The sequence below is a fragment of the Parabacteroides sp. AT13 genome, assembly GCF_002272965.1.
GTDB lineage: Bacteria > Bacteroidota > Bacteroidia > Bacteroidales > Tannerellaceae > Parabacteroides > Parabacteroides distasonis.
On sequence record NZ_NQMH01000001.1, the window covers coordinates 3,360,192 to 3,378,692 of the forward strand.

General features: G+C 42.7%; 16 protein-coding genes. 15 read left to right on the top strand and 1 reads right to left on the bottom strand.

Going from position 1 to position 18,501, the window contains the following annotated elements:
• Positions 1–5 precede the first annotated feature (5 nt).
• On the bottom strand, positions 6–3,200 hold the full coding sequence (locus CI959_RS14165; protein ID WP_009276268.1) for a TonB-dependent receptor: 3,195 nt from the start codon (positions 3,198–3,200) through the stop codon (positions 6–8).
• A gap of 906 nt (positions 3,201–4,106) precedes the next feature.
• On the opposite strand from CI959_RS14165, the gene CI959_RS14175 reads away from it, so the two are divergent.
• From CI959_RS14175 to CI959_RS14255, 15 genes are all read left to right on the top strand, one after another.
• A complete protein-coding gene (locus CI959_RS14175; RefSeq protein WP_005865208.1) occupies positions 4,107–5,039 on the top strand; it encodes a site-specific integrase in 933 nt (310 codons plus the stop codon).
• Between the two features lie 419 nt (positions 5,040–5,458).
• Complete coding sequence (locus CI959_RS14185) at positions 5,459–6,121, top strand: transcription termination/antitermination NusG family protein (RefSeq protein WP_005865210.1); 663 nt, start codon at positions 5,459–5,461, stop codon at positions 6,119–6,121.
• Positions 6,122–6,130: 9 nt separating this feature from the next.
• Positions 6,131–6,568, top strand: a complete 438-nt coding sequence (locus CI959_RS14190) for a hypothetical protein (RefSeq protein ID WP_009017550.1) — start codon at positions 6,131–6,133, stop codon at positions 6,566–6,568.
• A gap of 238 nt (positions 6,569–6,806) precedes the next feature.
• Positions 6,807–8,756: a nucleoside-diphosphate sugar epimerase/dehydratase gene (locus CI959_RS14195; RefSeq protein WP_009017551.1), complete on the top strand. Its 1,950-nt coding sequence runs from the start codon at positions 6,807–6,809 to the stop codon at positions 8,754–8,756.
• 35 nt (positions 8,757–8,791) lie between these two features.
• On the top strand, positions 8,792–9,220 hold the full coding sequence (locus CI959_RS14200; protein WP_011966002.1) for a BT0820 family HAD-type phosphatase: 429 nt from the start codon (positions 8,792–8,794) through the stop codon (positions 9,218–9,220).
• 50 nt (positions 9,221–9,270) lie between these two features.
• Positions 9,271–10,068 (top strand): polysaccharide biosynthesis/export family protein, encoded by a 798-nt coding sequence (locus CI959_RS14205; RefSeq protein WP_005855491.1) that lies wholly within the window; start codon positions 9,271–9,273, stop codon positions 10,066–10,068.
• A gap of 30 nt (positions 10,069–10,098) precedes the next feature.
• On the top strand, positions 10,099–12,546 hold the full coding sequence (locus CI959_RS14210; RefSeq protein ID WP_095231466.1) for a tyrosine-protein kinase: 2,448 nt from the start codon (positions 10,099–10,101) through the stop codon (positions 12,544–12,546).
• 6 nt (positions 12,547–12,552) lie between these two features.
• Positions 12,553–13,839, top strand: a complete 1,287-nt coding sequence (locus CI959_RS14215) for a DegT/DnrJ/EryC1/StrS aminotransferase family protein (RefSeq protein WP_008780893.1) — start codon at positions 12,553–12,555, stop codon at positions 13,837–13,839.
• Positions 13,840–13,854: 15 nt separating this feature from the next.
• A complete protein-coding gene (locus tag CI959_RS14220; RefSeq protein ID WP_008780894.1) occupies positions 13,855–14,505 on the top strand; it encodes a sugar transferase in 651 nt (216 codons plus the stop codon).
• On the top strand, positions 14,502–15,026 hold the full coding sequence (locus CI959_RS14225) for a GNAT family N-acetyltransferase (protein WP_008780895.1): 525 nt from the start codon (positions 14,502–14,504) through the stop codon (positions 15,024–15,026). The genes CI959_RS14220 and CI959_RS14225 overlap by 4 nt, the downstream gene beginning before the upstream one ends.
• Positions 15,027–15,028: 2 nt before the next feature.
• Complete coding sequence (locus CI959_RS14230) at positions 15,029–15,964, top strand: 1-aminocyclopropane-1-carboxylate deaminase/D-cysteine desulfhydrase (protein ID WP_008780896.1); 936 nt, start codon at positions 15,029–15,031, stop codon at positions 15,962–15,964.
• Between the two features lie 2 nt (positions 15,965–15,966).
• Positions 15,967–16,932: an ATP-grasp domain-containing protein gene (locus CI959_RS14235; RefSeq protein WP_095231467.1), complete on the top strand. Its 966-nt coding sequence runs from the start codon at positions 15,967–15,969 to the stop codon at positions 16,930–16,932.
• 724 nt (positions 16,933–17,656) lie between these two features.
• Positions 17,657–17,950 (top strand): hypothetical protein, encoded by a 294-nt coding sequence (locus tag CI959_RS14245; protein ID WP_004289507.1) that lies wholly within the window; start codon positions 17,657–17,659, stop codon positions 17,948–17,950.
• Positions 17,951–17,968: 18 nt separating this feature from the next.
• Positions 17,969–18,145, top strand: a complete 177-nt coding sequence (locus CI959_RS14250; RefSeq protein WP_004289506.1) for a hypothetical protein — start codon at positions 17,969–17,971, stop codon at positions 18,143–18,145.
• A 14-nt stretch (positions 18,146–18,159) separates the two neighbouring features.
• Positions 18,160–18,492, top strand: a complete 333-nt coding sequence (locus CI959_RS14255; RefSeq protein WP_005777168.1) for a hypothetical protein — start codon at positions 18,160–18,162, stop codon at positions 18,490–18,492.
• Positions 18,493–18,501: the final 9 nt, after the last annotated feature.

Sequence of the window (18,501 nt, forward strand, 5' to 3'; positions counted from 1 at the left end):
AAATTTTAAAAAGTAACATTAATACCTCCGGTGAATGAAATGTTCTGAGGATAGATACCGTAATCTATGCCTCTAGACAAAGAGCTGGATTGACCCACTTCCGGATCCATACCCGAGTAACTAGATATCGTAAACAAGTTCTGGCCGCTTACATAAAAACGTACCTTCTGTAGTTTTATCCTCTGCGTGAGAGAAGCGGGCAGGGTATAACCTAGCTGGGCATTTCTCAAGCGGAAATAAGTCCCGTTTTCTACGTACATGTCCGAGAAGCGGTCATTGTCGTTTACGTCCGTAGCCGTCAGGCGAGGGATGTCCGTATTTGTATTATTTGGCGTCCAATAGTTCATTAACGCTCTATCCTTGTTCGTTATATCGTTCGGGAAGTAGGTGTAATAACGCATCGCGTTAAATATCTGATTACCGATTGTTCCACCAAACTGCAAATTGAGGTCGAAGCCTTTCCACGCCATACCCATGTTGATACCGTATATGATATCCGGAATAGGATTACCGATCATGCATCTATCACTTGAGTCTAACTTGCCATCGCCATTCGTATCTACGAACAATACATCGCCCAATTCGGCATTAGGTTGGAAATCCGCCCGCTTAACGGCATTCAACTGTTCCTGTGTTTGGATAAGCCCGTCTGTCTTATAGCCCCAGAACGCACCGATAGGCATACCTTCATTCGTATAGGTGAGGTACATGCTTCCGTTTCGGAATGGTCCATCGGAGATTGGTGTGCCACCATTCAATTTCGTCATGCGGTTACGGATGGTCGACATATTTACTCCCACGTTGTATTCGAAACCGCTTTCGGTCTTGTCTCTCCACTCGAGATTCATCTCGATACCGCGGTTGTTCGCCTCGCCGATATTGGTGTAGGTGTTGCTGGCATATCCCATGTAGATAGGCATAGGAGCGGCCAGCAGCATGTCCTTCGTTGTCTTGTAATAATACTCGAAGCTGAAGACCATGCGGGTGTTAAAGAAGCTTGCGTCAAGACCGATATTCAGAGATTCAGTGGTTTCCCATTTAATATCCGGATTGCCCAATCTGCTCACGGCAATACCTTGATACAAGGTCTCATTCTCTCTCGCTCCGAATAAAGCGCCGTATTGCGTACTCAATGACAGCAAACTACGATCCACATAATTGGTGATATTCTGATTTCCGATCTGTCCCCAGCCCCCGCGGAGTTTCAAGGAGGAAACCCATTCGGCGTTCAATTTCTGGAAGAACGGTTCGTTGTCGATTCTCCAACCTAGAGCGAACGAGGGGAAGTTACCCCAGCGATTCTTGGAAGAGAATTTAGAGGAGCCGTCTCGCCGGAAAGTGGCCGTAATAAGGTATTTGTTATTGTAATCGTAGTGTAGGCGGCCCAGATAAGACATCAAACCATATTCCGTAGCGCTATTGCTGGCCGTGGTCTTGTTCTTGTCCAGCGTAGCGTCTATATAATGCAGGTTATCCGACTCTCCGATAAGATCTCTCGCGTTTACGCTCAAGGTTTCCTGCTTACCCCATTCGTTGGTATAACCTACGAGAGCGGATATGGAGTGCTTCTCGGCAAACGTTTTCTCATACGAAAGGGTATTCTCGAACGTATAGTAGTGCCCTTTGGTCTGCGACTTCGATAAACTACTCTCTAAATTTCTTTGGCTTGAGGATACCTCATAGACAGGCGAGAAGGTTTTATTGTCTACCCTTCTGATTTCCGCTCCGAAGCTACTCTTGAACTTCAATCCTTTTATAATCTGCCATTCCCCATACATATTGCCGATGAAAGCAAGTTTCTCCCGCTGATTATCCCGATACATGATACTTGCCAATGGGTTATAGTAGTCAATATAAGGAGAGTAACCATATGAACCGTCTGCGTTTTGGGCGGGAGTTACCGGATCCAAACGGATTGCGTTACTTACGACACCATAGTCGGAGTCGTACACATTACTACTGTTGCGCTCACTAATACTTGCGTCGGTAGATCTCGCGATCGACGCGTTGGTACCCACTACCAAATGATCTTTGAGCACCGTTTTTTCCGTGCTTTGACGGACACTGAACCGTTCGTAGTTGGATTTCTTGATCGTTCCATCTTGGTTGATATAGTTCAAGCCCAGATTGAATTTATAGTCGTTCTCTTTACCACCGCTTATGCCGACACTGTAGTTATGCATAAAGGCCGTATGCGTAATCTCGTCCATCCAATTGGTGGAAACATTACGATTAACAAGGGCCAAGTTGATGGGAACGCTCCTCACTGTGTTCAACTGTTCCTGATAGTCGTACCATTCTGGACCTGACATCAAATCGAGATTATTCAATATTTTGTTCATACCCCAATACGCATCGAGCGTAACGGTGGTTTTTCCAGCGGCGCCTTTTTTCGTAGTGATAAGGATTACGCCGTTCGCACCGCGGGAACCGTAGATAGCGGAAGCGGAAGCGTCTTTAAGCACCTCCATAGACTGTATATCCGATGTGTTCAGGTAGTTTATATCCGTCACGGGCATCCCGTCCACGACGAACAATGGTTCCGCGTCGTTTACCGTACCGACACCTCTGATACGGATCGTGGCGGCGGAACCCGGAGATCCGGAACTGGAAGTGACGGATACACCGGTAGCCAAGCCTTGCAATGCGGTAGAAACATTGGCCACTGCTTGGCGAGCGATTTTCTCCTCGCTCACGGACGAGATAGCCCCCGTGATATCACTTTTCTTCATCGTACCGTAGCCAATCACTACCACCTCATCCAACTTTTGTGTGTCCTCTTGCAAGGAGATGCTTAAAACCGATTTATTGCCTACCGGAATCTCCTGGTTCATATAACCGATATAGGACACTTGTAAAATAGCGTCTTTGGCTACTTCTAACGTGAATTTTCCATCTATATCCGTTATTGTCCCGTTTGTTGTCCCTTTTACCATCACATTGGCGCCAATTATCGGCATACCGGTAGCATCAATCACGGTTCCGGTGATCTGACGGGTGTTTTGTTGCGGGGTGGATACGATTGATGGTTTCTCTATAATCATGATGTCGCTTTTAATGCGCATGTTTGGGGAGTGTACGGAAGCGTATACACCTGTGGTAAAAACAAATAGCGGGATTGAGGTTAACTTCATGACTCTGCCCAATTTAGTTTTTGTGTTTAATCGGGGGTTAGGATTCCCCTTACAAATTTCATTCATACATTTGTAATGTTTTAGTGTTAGTATTAATTGATTTAAAGGCGTTTAGAAACTTGTTTGGCTGGATTATATAACCATATCTTCCAGCCAGTTTCCTTGCTAGATATGGTTCATGATGGCTCCTGTTTCATAGGCTCTCCTTTCTTTAAGATTAACTTTAGTAAACTGAATATGTTTATTTGGTTGTTTGATTTGCAATATTCGTGAAAAAAAACGACACCTGCAAGCAAGTCTCTGCTAATTTAATATTGTGTATTCAATCGATAGAAGTCATTAATACGGCTTAATTATGTCAATTTGTCATTTCTCTCTCCTTCTGCTTCTTGTATTTGAGATAGGATAGGGTGTGTGTTTATTATATGCGATTCTCTGGTAGTTAAGCCCTGACGAATAGAATGTGTATGAAGGAAAATACTTGCAGTTTGCCTTCTTTTTATCAATATCCGCCGAATTATTATATCTCTTGTTTCAGAAAACTAATAAATGCTTCCTGAATAGTATTTGAAAATCAATTGACTTTTTTGCCGTTCTAGGGTGCAAAGGCTCTAATATAGTCTCGATTTTCAGTGTACAGAAGATTATGATTAAAAGTAGATCCCAACTAAATTAGAGCAAGTGCCGGATAATTCGAACTAGGTGCCGGGTAGATGTCGGTTATCTGCCGGGAAATAGAAATTATAAGCCGACTAAATACATACAAGTTTAGGATATATCCTAAAAAATGTGCTGTTTTGGGTACTAAATTCCATAATAATCGGTTTAAAAGCAATTGTTTTGAAAAAGTCTGTGTTTGAAATATATTTAAAAAGTTAACATTATGATAGTGTTTCGGTAATTCTTTTTGCATTCAGATAGTATGGTTACATTTGTCTATTCATTTCAAATATTATTAAAAAACAGAGAGATATGGATGAGAAAGGATTCGTGGAAGGGGTGAGAAGGTATATGTCCCAGTTACGAGAGGAAAAGCGTTATTCCTCCGCCAAAAGTTATCAGGATGCGTTGAACTCCTTTATAAAGTATAGTGGAACAGAGAACATTTCCTATTCGGATATCAATAAGGCCAATCTTCACCGATATGAGGCTTATTTGTTGGAAAACGATTGCATGCGTAATACGGTCTCCACGTATATCCGCCGTTTGCGTTGTATTTATAACAAGGCGGTGGAGAATGGTGATGCGGAATATATCCCCGGTTTGTTCCAAGGAGTTTTTACGGGAGTGGAGAGTAAGCGCAAGAAATCCCTATCCTTAGAGAACCAACATAAGTTGATGACGGTGAAGGTAGAGAGTGAGGTGCTAAGGGAGACACAACTGGTCGTTTGTTTGTTGTTTCAGTATGCAGGAATGTCGTTCGTGGACTTCGCCCACCTAAAAGAAAGGAATATCAAAAACGGGATATTGGACTATAATCGGCAGAAGACAGGCACACCGATGAGACTGGAAATCTTGGATACGGCAGAATTGATGCGCAAGGAATTAATGGGTGACAAGAAGCCGGCCTCAGGCTATTTATTCCCTTTTTTGAGTGGAACGAAGACGGGCTATGAGGCATATCTCGAATACAATGCGGCCCTATCTCGGTTCAATCGAAATTTGAAGGCGTTGAAAAAGGCCGCTGGAATAGCATCGGATGTTACCTCTTATACGATCCGCCATTCCTTTGCCATGGCATTGAAAGAGCAAAATGTCCCTATAGAAATGATCAGTGAATTATTGGGGCATAAGTCCATCAAGACCACCCAGATTTATCTGAGAAGTTTCTCTTTAGAAAAAATGACAGAGGTGAATAGCACTTGCTTTGGTTGTGTCTATAATTATGTGTCGAAAGTGGGATGAGGCTACTTAGTGAGTAGCGTTTGTTTCACGCCGCAAATGTAGTAAAAAATAACAAAAAACAAGCAATCATTAGGGTTTGTTTGTGTTTCCAGTTGGATTCTCGTTAAATCTTCGTTCTTATTTCTGATGTATAGACATGGCAATAGAGACGAAATGGCCTCGTATTTCCGAAATCATCACGTCCCCCCCTAAAATCGAACATACATTCTTGTAGAGATGGGTATACCCCGTCTCATCCCCTCTAAAAGATGTTTTAAATTACTGTCAGACGGTGGGAGACGGAGCATGCTCCGTCTCTACAACTGAGTAATAACCATTCTCCCACCTTTTGCGCTACTCACTAAGTAGCCTAATTTCTCACATGGCGAAAAAGGGTTATGGTGCATATATCAAACTATCTCTTTTAAGCAATCAACGAAATGCGAGCGAATGTTGTAAAAACGGTTGTAAATTCGGTACCTCATGAGGGTATCGACGCCGTAGGCGTTGAAAGAACCATTCCTGAAAACCCGTTACGGCGAAAATCTGATCAGAAACATTGGTACATCGCTATCGTCAACAACAAGTCCGAGAAACTATGCCGTGACAAGCTGGAAAAGCGCATAGCCAGTCAGCCGGAAGGCGAGAAGGACTATGAGGTTTATATAGCCTCCCAAAAAGAGATGTGTCTTCTGCCAAGCGGCAAGCGTAAGCAAGTAGACCGGATCGTCTTCCGTTCCATTGTATTCATCCGTTGCACCGATGTCTTGCGTAGGAAGGAGATCGTGCATCTTCCTTATATCAAACGTTTCATGGTAAACATAGCTGGCGAACGGTCTGGAGGCATACGCCCCGTAGCCTTCATTCCGGATGAGCAGATGGTGAAACTCCGTAGGATGCTGGACGATTCCGAAGAGCCTGTCATTATCGATCCCCGTCCGCTGCCTCTTGGAGCGAGGGTACGTATTAACGGCGGTAAGTTGCATGGTCTAGAAGGTAACGTGCTGGAAGTGGAGGATGGCAATCTTAACTTTGTGATCCGTGTAGATCTACTGGGATGTGCCAAAGTAAATATCACCCGTGACCTGCTAGAGCTATTATGATACACATAGATGGATACGCACTATGGTAAAAAAGAGGATAGATCCGGAGTACGCCTTATCTCGTTGTTAGGAAACCATTTGAAAGAGATTCTTAAGCGAGAGTCGGATAATCGTGCCTTCATCCATCTTTACTGTACGGGTCCGTATTGGGTGGCGTTCGAGAAATCAGCTTACCTGTTACGCCAAATATCTTCCCGTACCTTAGTGACCCCGTTAAGCCTCACCACGTACCCGTTTCCAATCGTGATGGTCTCTTGGACAGATGGCGAGTTACGTTCCTATACATGTAACCATCTTTTCCATCGCGAAGGCAATGACTACGGTCGGTTATCCGTCCCTACTCGTACGCTTGACGGTTACAAGGAGTGGCATAAGGAAGAGGTGAGGTGTTTTCCGATGCCGGAAGTAAAAACCACGTCCATGGATCGTGACATGGAGATTGATTAAAGATACTTCTGAGGTTCAAGAGAGCCTCCAATCAAGAATATATTATCGCTAGGTCGCAATTAGAAAATGAGAATTAGGCGGCCGATATCGATCAAGAGGTCAGCTATCTCTAGTAGCGAGGAGAGTCCCTTTTTCTTTAACCGATAGACTAGACTCTTGCTTTAGCTTATACCACTCCAACCACTTGAGAGGTTCGGTCGCTTATTATTATAGTTAGATAGATATGAATAAAACAAATATGGAAAAGGTGAAATATCGTTATAATCGCTGGCGTTTAGCGCTGGGGCGTCTGGTAAATTTGCGGTATATCAACCGCTGGATCATTTTTTGTGCGGATCTTTTCATTTCCCTATGTGTATCTTTGATAGGAGTGCTGGGATTATTGTCCATCATGCATGTATACATAAGCGGGATTAGTGTATTAAAGGTAGGAATAGCTTCCTTTGTGGCCAGTATCCTTTCTTTTCTTACGTTCAAGGTTTATCACGGGGTGATCCGTCATTCCACGCTACGTGGACTATGGAGGATTGGTGGTGTCGCCATCACAAAATCCATCCTCATGTTCATACTGCTTCATCTTTTGAGGGCGAATTTCAATTCCTCTATATATTGGGTGGGAGGGATAACCGATTGTATGTTGACGATTGTTCTGCTGATCACCTTACGTGTATTCGTGATTAATGTATATAATAGCGTGTTGTCCCAACTTGGAAAAAAGCGCAAGCGTGTACTGGTGTTCGGTATGGATGAGGATAGCGTGATGATAGCCACATCACCCAACCGGCAAGTATTCATGCAAAATTATAGCATCATCGGCTTCTTGACGTTTGGTAGCGCTAAAAAGAACCTTCGCATAGCGGAACTTCCCGTTTACCAGATCGAGGACATTGATGACTTGTTGCGTCTGATCCCCAGAAATAACTTGGATGGTATCCTTTTCCCGAATATAAAGACCGTCCGACGAGAAGGTGATCGTTTGATTCATTATTGCGAGCAGGCCTCCTTGAAGCCTCTCGTGGTTCCTGATATGGAGGAGGTCCATGAGGGCGGAATGAAGCGTTCAGTCCGTGAGATCCGTATTGAGGACTTGCTGGGTCGTGAGGAGATCAGTATAAATCTGGGCGAGATCGGTCTCTTATTGAAAGATAAGACGATCCTTGTTACGGGAGCGGCCGGTAGCATTGGTAGCGAGATCTGCCGCCAGCTGGCGCATTTCCCGATCAAGAAATTGATCTGCCTTGATGCCGCCGAGACTCCGATGCATGACTTACGCCTGGAATTGGAGGAGAAGTATAAGGAACTGGATTTTGTACCTATCATAGGCGATGTCCGGAATCCGGACCGTGTAGATTACGTATTCCGCAATTGGCATCCCCAGGTAGTATTCCATGCGGCAGCTTATAAGCACGTCCCCTTGATGGAAGAGAACCCTTGCGAGGCTGTTCGTACCAACGTGTTTGGTACCCGAGTGATAGCGGATGCCGCCGTAAGCTATGGTGTAGAGAAATTCGTGATGATCAGTACGGATAAGGCCGTTAATCCAACGAATATCATGGGATGTAGCAAGCGCCTCGCTGAGATATATGTGCAGAGCTTGAGTGTGGCGATCAGTAAGGGGGCTCTAGCGGGAAACACTAAGTTTATCACGACCCGTTTCGGTAATGTATTAGGAAGTAATGGCTCCGTGATACCTCGTTTTCGCGATCAGATCGCCAAAGGAGGCCCAGTTACGGTAACCCATCCCGATATCATCCGCTACTTCATGACAATCCCCGAAGCCTGCCGTTTGGTGTTGGAAGCCGGTACGATGGGCAAGGGCGGCGAGATATTCATCTTTGATATGGGTGAGCCGGTCAAGATCGCTGACTTAGCGAAGCGTATGATCGAGCTTTCTGGTTTGCAGGTGGATAAAGACATAGAGATTAAATACACAGGTCTTCGTCCCGGTGAGAAATTATATGAGGAACTATTGAGCAACAAGGAGAATACGAAGGAAACCCCTCATGAGAAGATTCGTGTGGCAGCAGTCCGGGAGTACGCCTACAAGGATGTGGTAGAGCACATTGATCTATTAGCTGAATTATCCCTTCATGTACATATTCTTCCTATGGTGAGAGAGATGAAATCCTTCGTCCCCGAGTTCAAGAGCCAAAACTCTCAATTCACGAGATTGGACGGAGTGAATTAGCAATTTAGTTAGTAGATTATAAATCTGAATTATAAATGATTATCGCAGTAGATTTTGACGGAACAATCGTTGAGCATAAATATCCGGCGATAGGGAAGGAGATCCCTTTCGCTTTCGAGACATTGAGAAAGTTACAAACAGAACACCACAAGCTGATCTTATGGAGTGTGCGAGAGGGCAAGCTTTTGGATGAGGCTGTCACCTTTTGCCGAGAGCGGGGCTTGGAGTTTTACGCCGTGAACCGAGATTATCCGGAAGAAGAGAAAAAACTGAACAACCATTTCTCCCGTAAGCTGAAGGCCGATATTTTTATTGATGACCGTAATCTTGGTGGTCTCCCGGACTGGGGTATGATTTACGAGATGGTGAGTAAAAGACTTTCCTATGAGGATTTAATGCGGAAATACGAGTCGGAATACGAACCGGAGAAACCGAAAGGCCTTTTCTCTCGTTTGTTTCGCTAAATCCATATCATTCTGTGTTCAATGAAATAAAAAAAAGATAACAAAATAATATGAAAATCAAAAGATTACTACTTTTATTAGCTCTACCTCTATTGGTGGCGAGTTGTACTTCTTACAAGAACGTACCATACCTCCAGAACCCAGAGGCAGTGAACGATTTTGAGGAGACCCTTCCGTTGTATGACGCCAAGATCATGCCAAAAGACTTGTTGAGCATCACGGTCAATACGACAGACCCGAAGGCTGCGACTCCATTCAACTTGACGGTACAGACTCCAATCAATGCGGCTTTGACAAATATCAGTACGACCACGCAACCGACCATGCAGCAATACTTGGTGAATAATAAAGGAGAGATCGATTTCCCTGTTATCGGTCGCTTGGAAGTGGGTGGTCTCACCAAGAACGAGGCGGAGGACTTGATTCGTGAGCGTTTGAAACCTTATTTGAAGGAATCCCCGATCGTTACGGTCCGTATGGCTAATTACAAGATCTCCGTGTTGGGTGAGGTGGCCCGTCCGGGTAGCTTCACGATCGGCAACGAGAAGGTGAACGTTCTGGAGGCTTTGGCGATGGCAGGTGATATGACGATTTACGGTGTCCGTGATAACGTCAAGCTGATCCGTGAGGACGTGAACGGTAAGCGTGAGATCATTAACTTGAATTTGAATAATGCCGAAGTCGTGACTTCCCCGTATTATTACCTGAAGCAAAACGATATTATTTACGTGACCCCGAACAAGACGAAGGCTAAGAACTCCGATATCGGTAACAGCACGACCCTTTGGGTAAGCTCACTCTCGATTCTGGTATCTATTGCCGGCCTGTTGGTAAACATACTTAAGTAATTGAAAATTGAGAATTGAAAATTAAGAGAGATGATAGACGAACGGATAAATAATAACACTGGGATAGAGAACGAGGAACAAGAGATTGATTTGGTCGCTCTTTTATTTAAATACCTTTTTTATTGGCGTTGGTTTGTGGCTAGTATATTGATATGTTGCATCGCCACTTACCTGTTTCTTCGTTATCAAACGCCTGTATATAACATTTCCAGTTCCGTGTTGATAAAGGAGGAGGATAAGCGAAGCGGTTCGGGCAACAATCCGTTGGCGGCCATTCAAGACTTGGGAATGTTTTCCATGACAAATAATTTTGATAACGAGGTGGAGATATTGAAATCCCGTACATTGATAAAAAAAGTCGTGAACGACCTGAATTTATATGTTCGTGTAGCGGAAAAGCGAGCGTTCGGTTATGCGATGCCTCTTTATAAGAATAGTCCGGTGCGGATTTATATGACACCAGAAGAGGCCGATAAATTGGAGGAACCGATTAAGCTGGATCTTACATTTACAAAAACAGGAAAATTGTCTGTTAAGGCTGAATATGTGCAAGATAAGGAAGAGCAAGAGATAGAACAGGCATTTGATCAATTGCCGGCGGTGTTACCAACACCTGTGGGTGTTTTAAGCTTTACGCGAGGCGATACCTTGTATATGGAAGAAGAGGAAATCGCTTTACGTGTTACCATAAATACGCCGACGGAGACCGCCGAGGATTATATGAAAGACTTGAGCGTGACCGCCTCTTCCCAGACCACGACGATAGCGAAGATCAGCGTGAACAATACAGTAAAGGAGCGAGGCGTGGATTTCGTGAATCGTTTGGTTGCGTTCTATAATCAAGACGCGAACGATGAGAAGAATGAGGTAGCTCAGAAAACCGCTGAGTTCATAGAGGAGCGTATCGGTATAATTAACCATGAGTTGGGTACGGCGGAGAGCGAGTTGGCGGATTTCAAGCAACGATCCGGTCTGACGGATTTGACAAGTGATGCCCGTCTAGCCTTACAAGAGAGTTCCAAGTATGAGCAGCAACGTACGGAGAACGCTACACAGATCAGCTTGGTTCAATTTCTGCGTACCTATATCAACGATCCGGTCAACAAGGAAGAGGTAATTCCTGCAAACGTAGGGTTACAGGATCAAAACCTCACTAGGGTGATTGAACAATATAACACGATGATCATCGAGCGTAAACGTTTATTACGTACCTCTTCGGAAAATAACCCGGCGGTGATAAACATGAACACCGGCGTTGAGGCGATGAGACGCAATGTCGAGACAACCGTGAATAGTGTCTTGCGAGGACTACAAATCGCCCAGAAAGATATTGAGCGTCAGGCTAGTAAATTTGAGAGCCGGATTAGTGATGCTCCAAAGCAAGAGAAAGAGTTCATGACTATTTCTCGCCAACAAGAAATCAAGGCGACTTTATATATCATGCTGTTGCAGAAGCGGGAGGAAAATGCGATCACATTGGCAGCCACGGCTAATAATGGTCGTATTGTAGAGGAACCATTATCCGGGAAGGATCCTGTGGCTCCCAAGAAGCTAGTGTTTTTATTGGCTGCGTTTGTGGTGGGCCTGTTTATTCCGGTGGGAATCATCTTTGTCGTGGAATTATTGAAATATAAGATCGAGAATCGTGGCGACGTGGAGCAATTGACGAATGTTCCGATTTTGGGCGAATTGCCCTTGTGTGGTCATAAATCCTCCGATAAGGGAGCGATCGTAGTACGTGAGAATAAAAACGACATGATGGAGGAGACCTTCCGGGGTTTGCGGACCAATCTGCTCTTTATGCTCCGGAAAGATCAAAAGGTCATACTTTTTTCTTCTACGCAGCCCGGAGAAGGTAAGTCTTTCGTGACTGGAAATCTCGCTGTCAGCTTGGCTTATTTGGGAAAGAAGGTGGTAGTGGTTGGTATGGATATCCGTAAGCCGGACTTGAATAAGGTCTTCGATTTATCGAAAAGGCAGGAAGGAATATCTAATTATCTGATGGATCCGGAGGATAAGGATCTTTTTGATCTTGTGCAGCCTTCCGGCATCAGTCCGAACCTGGATATCCTTTTAGGAGGAACGATTCCCCCGAACCCGACGGAACTGGTAGCCCGTGATACCTTGGAGAAGGCGATAGAGCAATTGAAATCCCGTTATGACTACGTGTTGCTGGATACAGCCCCGATCGGTATGGTAACTGATACGGCCATAATAAGCCGTGTGGCCGACATGTGTGTTTATGTCTGCCGTGCGGACGTGACCCTGAAAGCCGCGTTCTGCTACATTAATGTTCTTAGGGACGAGCATAAATTTGACAAGTTGGCGGTAGTGGTCAATGGAATCGACCTGAGTAAACGTAAGAACACCTATGGTTACGGTTATGGTAAGAAATATGGTTATGGCTATGGTAAACATTATGGTTATGGATACGGCTATGGGTATGGTTTTGAGGCAGAGAATAAGAAAAGAAAATAACTGGATATGAAGAGAGAGGATCAAGACTTCAAATTAAAACAAATAACACCGTTTGCTTCTAAAATATGGCTGAGTTCTCCTACGATGCATGGAGATGAAATCAAATATATAATAGAGGCATATGAGAGTAATTGGATGTCTACCGTGGGCAAGAATATTAATGAGGTAGAACGTCTGGCTTGTGAGAAGATTGGTTGTCAGTATGCGGTTGCATTGTCAGCTGGGACAGCCGCTTTGCATATGGCGGTTCGGTTGGCCGGGGTAAAACCCGGTGATAAGGTCTTTTGTTCGGATATGACCTTTGACGCTACGGTAAATCCGGTTGTCTACGAGGGTGGAGTACCCGTGTTTATCGACACGGAATATGATACTTGGAATATGGATCCGATTGCGTTAGAGAAAGCCTTCGAAATTTATCCGGAAGTGAAGGTCGTTGTGGTCGCTCATCTCTATGGGACACCGGGCAAGATCGATGAAATCCGGGCTATTTGTCAGAGGCATGATGCTATTATCATAGAGGATGCGGCGGAATCGTTGGGTGCCTCTTATAAAGGTGTACAAACCGGAACTTTTGGTCATTACAACGCTATTTCATTTAATGGCAATAAAATTATCACGGGATCTTCTGGGGGAATGTTATTGACGGATGATTTGGAGGCAGCGAACAAAGTACGTAAATGGTCTACCCAATCCCGAGAGAATGCCCCTTGGTATCAACATGAGGAACTGGGATATAATTATCGCATGAGTAACGTGATAGCGGGAGTGGTAAGAGGTCAATTCCCTTATCTGGAGGAACATATCGCTCAAAAGAAGGCTATTTATGAAGGATATAAATCGGGATTTAAGGATCTTCCGGTAACCATGAATCCGTTTGATGCGAGGCATTCCGAACCCAATTATTGGCTGTCTTGCCTATTGATTGACGAGGATGCTATGTGTAAGCAAGTATGCGGGGAGTGCGATGCTTTATATATCAGTGAATCCGGAAAAAGTTGTCCGACTGAGATCTTGGAAAAACTTGCCCAATATAATGCGGAGGGCCGTCCTGTCTGGAAGCCCATGCACATGCAACCTATTTATCGGATGAATGGATTTGTTACCCGGGAAGGTAACGGCCGGGCGAAGACAAATGCGTACATAAGTGGTAGTGTCCGTGGAAAGGATGGCAAGCCGTTGGATGTAGGCATGGATATTTTTCATAGAGGTTTGTGCCTGCCTTCGGATAACAAGATGACGGTGGAGCAGCAAGAGGTGGTGATAGAGATTGTTCGGAGATGTTTTTATAGGTGATTAATAGTGATTTTAATGGACTTGAAGAATTTCTATAAACAATATATAAAGAGAGTAATGGACATTTTATGTTCATTTTTGTTTCTTGTTCTATTTTGGTGGTTACTTGTATTAGTTGCTTTTTTAGTAAAAATTAGATTAGGCTCTCCAATTTTATTCACTCAAGACAGACCCGGAAAAAAAGGAAAGGTTTTTAAGTTATACAAATTTAGGTCTATGATTGATAAATGTGATAAAGAAGGAAATCCTCTACCTGATGACGAACGTTTACCCAAATTCGGTCGTATTCTTCGCTCAACAAGCCTGGATGAGTTACCTGAGATTTTCAATATATTAAAGGGAGATATGAGTGTTGTAGGGCCAAGACCCCTTTTGGTTGAATATCTTCCATATTATACAAAAGAGGAATTGCGTCGTCATGAACAGAGACCGGGATTGACTGGGTGGGCACAGATTAACGGACGAAACGCTACCGGGTGGGACGAACGTTTGCAACAGGATGTTTATTATGTAGATCATTGTTCATTGTTTTTAGATTGTAAAATCATTTTACGTACGGTTCTAAAAGTAGTAAAAAGGTCGGATGTGTTGGTCGGGAAACAAATTCCTGCGGGAAGATTGGATGTCTCCCGTAAAAATAGGCTGGATTTAAATGGTGTAAAATGAAATTTGGAAATGTAAATATCCGACCTTTTACGGAAAATGATATATTGAATAAGGTCCGATGGATAAACGATTGTGAGAATAATAAGTTCCTGCATTACGAACTTCCTTTGGACGAGGATAAGACTCGGGCTTGGTTTCATAAGAATAAGGATCGAGCAGATCGCTATGATGCCATCATTGAATATGATAGAAATCCTGTGGGTGTAATAGGTTTATTATCTATCGTAGATGGACGGGCCGAATATTATATTACGTTAGGAGAAAGTCGGTATAGAGGAAAAGGTATAGCGCGAGATGCTAGTATCTTATTGTTGAAATATGCTTTTGATGAATTGGATTTGCTAGAAGTCTATTTATATACGGAAGTAGACAATATACCAGCTCAGAAATTATTTGAGAAATGTGGTTTTGTGAAGCATCGTTTAGATAAAAACTCTGCGGTTAACAGAGGAACCTTAGTAGATAGATTCTATTATAGCATTACAGCTTCTGAATTTCGTGAAAATAGTAAAGGGAAATAGATATGACTCCTTTATACTTTTTGTTTAGTGATTCCAATAAAAATAATATCTATATAAAACGTGATGATCTGATCCCTATCTCTTTTGGTGGGAATAAGGCAAGAAAAGCCATGAACTTCTTTAAAGAAATAGATCAAGGGGGATTTGATTGTGTAGTTACGTATGGAAGTGGTAGCTCCAACCATTGCCGAATCGTTTCAAATATGGCAGCTTCAAGGAAATTGCCTTGTTATATTGTCGCTCCAAAAGAATCTTCTTTGCCTACATTCAATAGTAAGATGATGGAGTTATTCGGCTCTCATTTTATGATTACTCCTGTCAATGAGGTCCATGACACCATCGAGAGATTGTTGGCTACATTGAAAGAGGAAGGAAAGAAGCCTTATTTTATTGCGGGTGGCGGGCATGGTAATCTAGGAACGCAGGCTTATGTGGATTGCTATAAGGAAATCGCAGTATATGAGCATGAGTGTAAAATTCATTTTGGTCTTATCTTTCTAGCGTCAGGTACGGGTACAACGCAAGCAGGATTGGTTTGCGGACAATTGATGAGTCAAGATAAACGAAAGATTATAGGTATTAGTATCGCTCGGAAAAATCCTCGGGGAAAACAAGTGGTATTGGATAGCTCGTATGAATATTTAGCGAGTAAAGGGATATATCTATCAAAGATCCAATTAGAAAGTGAAATAGTTTTTGTTGATGATTATGTCGGTTTAGGATATGGAACAAAATCCAAGGATATAGATTATACGATTAATAGCGTCTTAGTGAATTTTGGAATACCAATGGACTCTACTTATACAGCGAAAGCATATACCGGAATGATAAGATATATACAAGAAAATAATGTGACAGGAGAAAATATCCTATTTATTCATACGGGTGGAACCCCTTTATTTTTTGATGATTTGATGAGATTAGAAAATATAATTTAGAAATGGAAATCAATATATTAATCTTAAGTGTAGGGACGAGGAATAAGATAGTCCAATATCTTAAAAAGGCGTTGACGGATCAAGAGGGTAATCGTTTAGGCTCTGTTATCGCTACAGATATGAGTAATATCGCTCCGGCAATATATGAAGCTGATAAATATTACCAAGTACCTCGGATGATGGCTTCGGATTATATGGAGGTTATTTTTGATATTTGTAGAAAAGAGAAGATAACAGCCATATTAAGTTTAATAGATCCTGAATTGAGTCTGTTAGCCAAGCACGAAAAAGAATTTGCGGCATTAAGTGTCAAGGTGATAGGATCTAGTTATGAATTATGTGAGATGAGCCTAGATAAGATACAAATGTATGAATGGCTAACAACGCATGGTTATAAGACCGCTAAAAGTTATACCGATAAGTCTGTTTTTTTTAAGGATATCGAGTTGGGAAAAATCTCTTATCCGGTATTTGTAAAACCTGTCAGAGGTAGCGCTTCTCTCGCTATAAGTAAAGTGAATGATAAAGAGACTATCGAGTTGCTTTTTGCCCATGCGGATAACCTAATGATCCAAGAATTTTTAGACGGTCAGGAAATAGGAGCGGATGTATATATTGATATGTTGAGTGGTGAGGTCGTTTCTATTTTCACGAAAAGGAAAATCGTTATGCGGGCAGGAGAAACAGATAAAGCGGTTTCTTTTAAAGATGAAAAGCTATTTTGTTTGATCAACAGATTTGTGAAAGAGGCTGGATATCGGGGGCAAATAGATATTGATATTTTCGAGATCGGAGGTGATTATTATATATCAGAAGTGAATCCTCGTTTTGGAGGAGGGTATCCTCATGCTTATGAATGTGGTTGTAATCATATGGATTTGATTGTTAATAATTTGTCCGGAAAGACTAATCCGGTGAATATTGCAAATAAATCCAATCTCTCAAAAATAGTATATATAATGATTTGAAATTCAGTGTGTTGAAAATTTTATAGTTTTAATTGAGGAACAAATAAGAAACAAAATTGCTAATTAAAGGCATTTCCCGATTTTTTGTTTTCACTCTGTTTCTTTCCTTGCACTTACTTATAATCGGGACTTCTTGAACCAGCTTCCTACCAGAATTTTTTTCCTCGTCCGACGGTTGTATTTGAACTTCCAAGAACCATTGCAGCCAAAAGAAAAGCAAGCCTTCTTTAATTCATACAAAGATAAGGAAAAACTTATAGGCAGGCAAATTTGTCTGCCTAAATATAGTTTACTTTGATTTAGCATATATATAGGCTAATGGACTAAACTAAACCTTTTCCCGAACTTCGTAAAACACTCTGGTCCCATTGTGCAGCCAAAAGAAAAAAAGATTCCACGGCATATTTTTCTTTTCGCTGCAACTCCCTTTTTATAAACCATCAACCTTTTACACGAGATCTTCTCTTCCCTGTATTCGCACATCCGCTTTCGGGCTGTCTGATATGAATTGTGTCGCAAAGGTACTTGACATGTCTTTCTTGTATGCAAGGTCACAGCCTGACGGTTCACGACAAAATCTCCACGCTCCGCTTTGCGGAGGTAGTATTTGGTTGTGAAACCCTGCATAAAGAGCCATGTCACCTTTTGAAGCGACATAATTAAATCAAGCCCGAAAGTAGCTGATGCTACAAGAGGGAAAAAAGAAAACTCAAAATTTAAGATTATGGCGAACTATGCAACAAACATTTTTCACGCAAGTACGGAAAACAAGCAAGACCTCGATAAAATAGAGGCATTTCTGGACGATAATTTCAACGGTTTTGTCAATCGGTATGGCGACACTGTAGATGCAGAATTTTCTTCCCGTTGGGAATACCCAGAAAAAGAAATCGACGAACTGGTAGCTTCTTTGGAAGCCAAAGATAAAATCTATATCCGCATACTGACATACGAGTTAGAGGACGAATACGTGAGCTTTCGGATATTCTCGCAAGGCAAGTGGGACATTAAGCTGTAACCTAAAAACGCATTCACTATGTACGAATACGAAGAAGACAGCGATATTATCGGTTTGTCTTGCACACTGCTCAATCCATACAAAGGTTACACGGAAGGTACAATCGTGGGCAACTATGGTAACACCATAGTTGTCCGCCTTGAAAGCGGCAAGGAAATTTCAGAATACCGTGATGAAGTGATTATCCATGATTAAACGATAGCAAACGTATGACACAGATAGCAACAAAATTCGTCAAATGGGATATTCCCGAACTGGCGACATTACAGGACAGCAAGGTTTACAAATTGCGGGTACACCTGAACAACGGAGGCAAGTTAAACCGGGAAGAAAAGAACTGGATTACCCGTAACGTGTGGGAAAGCATCTATTTCAAACGTGGAATTGCCTTGAGCGGTTATCATTTTGATTTTTCCGACGTTCTCAAACGGTATTTCGTCAAACAGCACGGAAGCATTCACGAGTATTATGCGATTGACAAAACAGCGTTACGCTCGATACTGTACGGCAGAATCGAGGATATTGTAGAAGTAAACAGTTAAACAACAAGG

What these genes read in the sequence shown, in the direction of transcription:
- CI959_RS14165 (WP_009276268.1), bottom strand. Translation starts at nt 3,200, where the DNA reads ATGAATGAAATTTGTAAGGGGAATCCTAACCCCCGATTAAACACAAAA.
- CI959_RS14175 (WP_005865208.1), top strand. Translation starts at nt 4,107, where the DNA reads ATGGATGAGAAAGGATTCGTGGAAGGGGTGAGAAGGTATATGTCCCAG.
- CI959_RS14185 (WP_005865210.1), top strand. Translation starts at nt 5,459, where the DNA reads ATGCGAGCGAATGTTGTAAAAACGGTTGTAAATTCGGTACCTCATGAG.
- CI959_RS14190 (WP_009017550.1), top strand. Translation starts at nt 6,131, where the DNA reads ATGGATACGCACTATGGTAAAAAAGAGGATAGATCCGGAGTACGCCTT.
- CI959_RS14195 (WP_009017551.1), top strand. Translation starts at nt 6,807, where the DNA reads ATGGAAAAGGTGAAATATCGTTATAATCGCTGGCGTTTAGCGCTGGGG.
- CI959_RS14200 (WP_011966002.1), top strand. Translation starts at nt 8,792, where the DNA reads ATGATTATCGCAGTAGATTTTGACGGAACAATCGTTGAGCATAAATAT.
- CI959_RS14205 (WP_005855491.1), top strand. Translation starts at nt 9,271, where the DNA reads ATGAAAATCAAAAGATTACTACTTTTATTAGCTCTACCTCTATTGGTG.
- CI959_RS14210 (WP_095231466.1), top strand. Translation starts at nt 10,099, where the DNA reads ATGATAGACGAACGGATAAATAATAACACTGGGATAGAGAACGAGGAA.
- CI959_RS14215 (WP_008780893.1), top strand. Translation starts at nt 12,553, where the DNA reads ATGAAGAGAGAGGATCAAGACTTCAAATTAAAACAAATAACACCGTTT.
- CI959_RS14220 (WP_008780894.1), top strand. Translation starts at nt 13,855, where the DNA reads ATGGACTTGAAGAATTTCTATAAACAATATATAAAGAGAGTAATGGAC.
- CI959_RS14225 (WP_008780895.1), top strand. Translation starts at nt 14,502, where the DNA reads ATGAAATTTGGAAATGTAAATATCCGACCTTTTACGGAAAATGATATA.
- CI959_RS14230 (WP_008780896.1), top strand. Translation starts at nt 15,029, where the DNA reads ATGACTCCTTTATACTTTTTGTTTAGTGATTCCAATAAAAATAATATC.
- CI959_RS14235 (WP_095231467.1), top strand. Translation starts at nt 15,967, where the DNA reads ATGGAAATCAATATATTAATCTTAAGTGTAGGGACGAGGAATAAGATA.
- CI959_RS14245 (WP_004289507.1), top strand. Translation starts at nt 17,657, where the DNA reads ATGGCGAACTATGCAACAAACATTTTTCACGCAAGTACGGAAAACAAG.
- CI959_RS14250 (WP_004289506.1), top strand. Translation starts at nt 17,969, where the DNA reads ATGTACGAATACGAAGAAGACAGCGATATTATCGGTTTGTCTTGCACA.
- CI959_RS14255 (WP_005777168.1), top strand. Translation starts at nt 18,160, where the DNA reads ATGACACAGATAGCAACAAAATTCGTCAAATGGGATATTCCCGAACTG.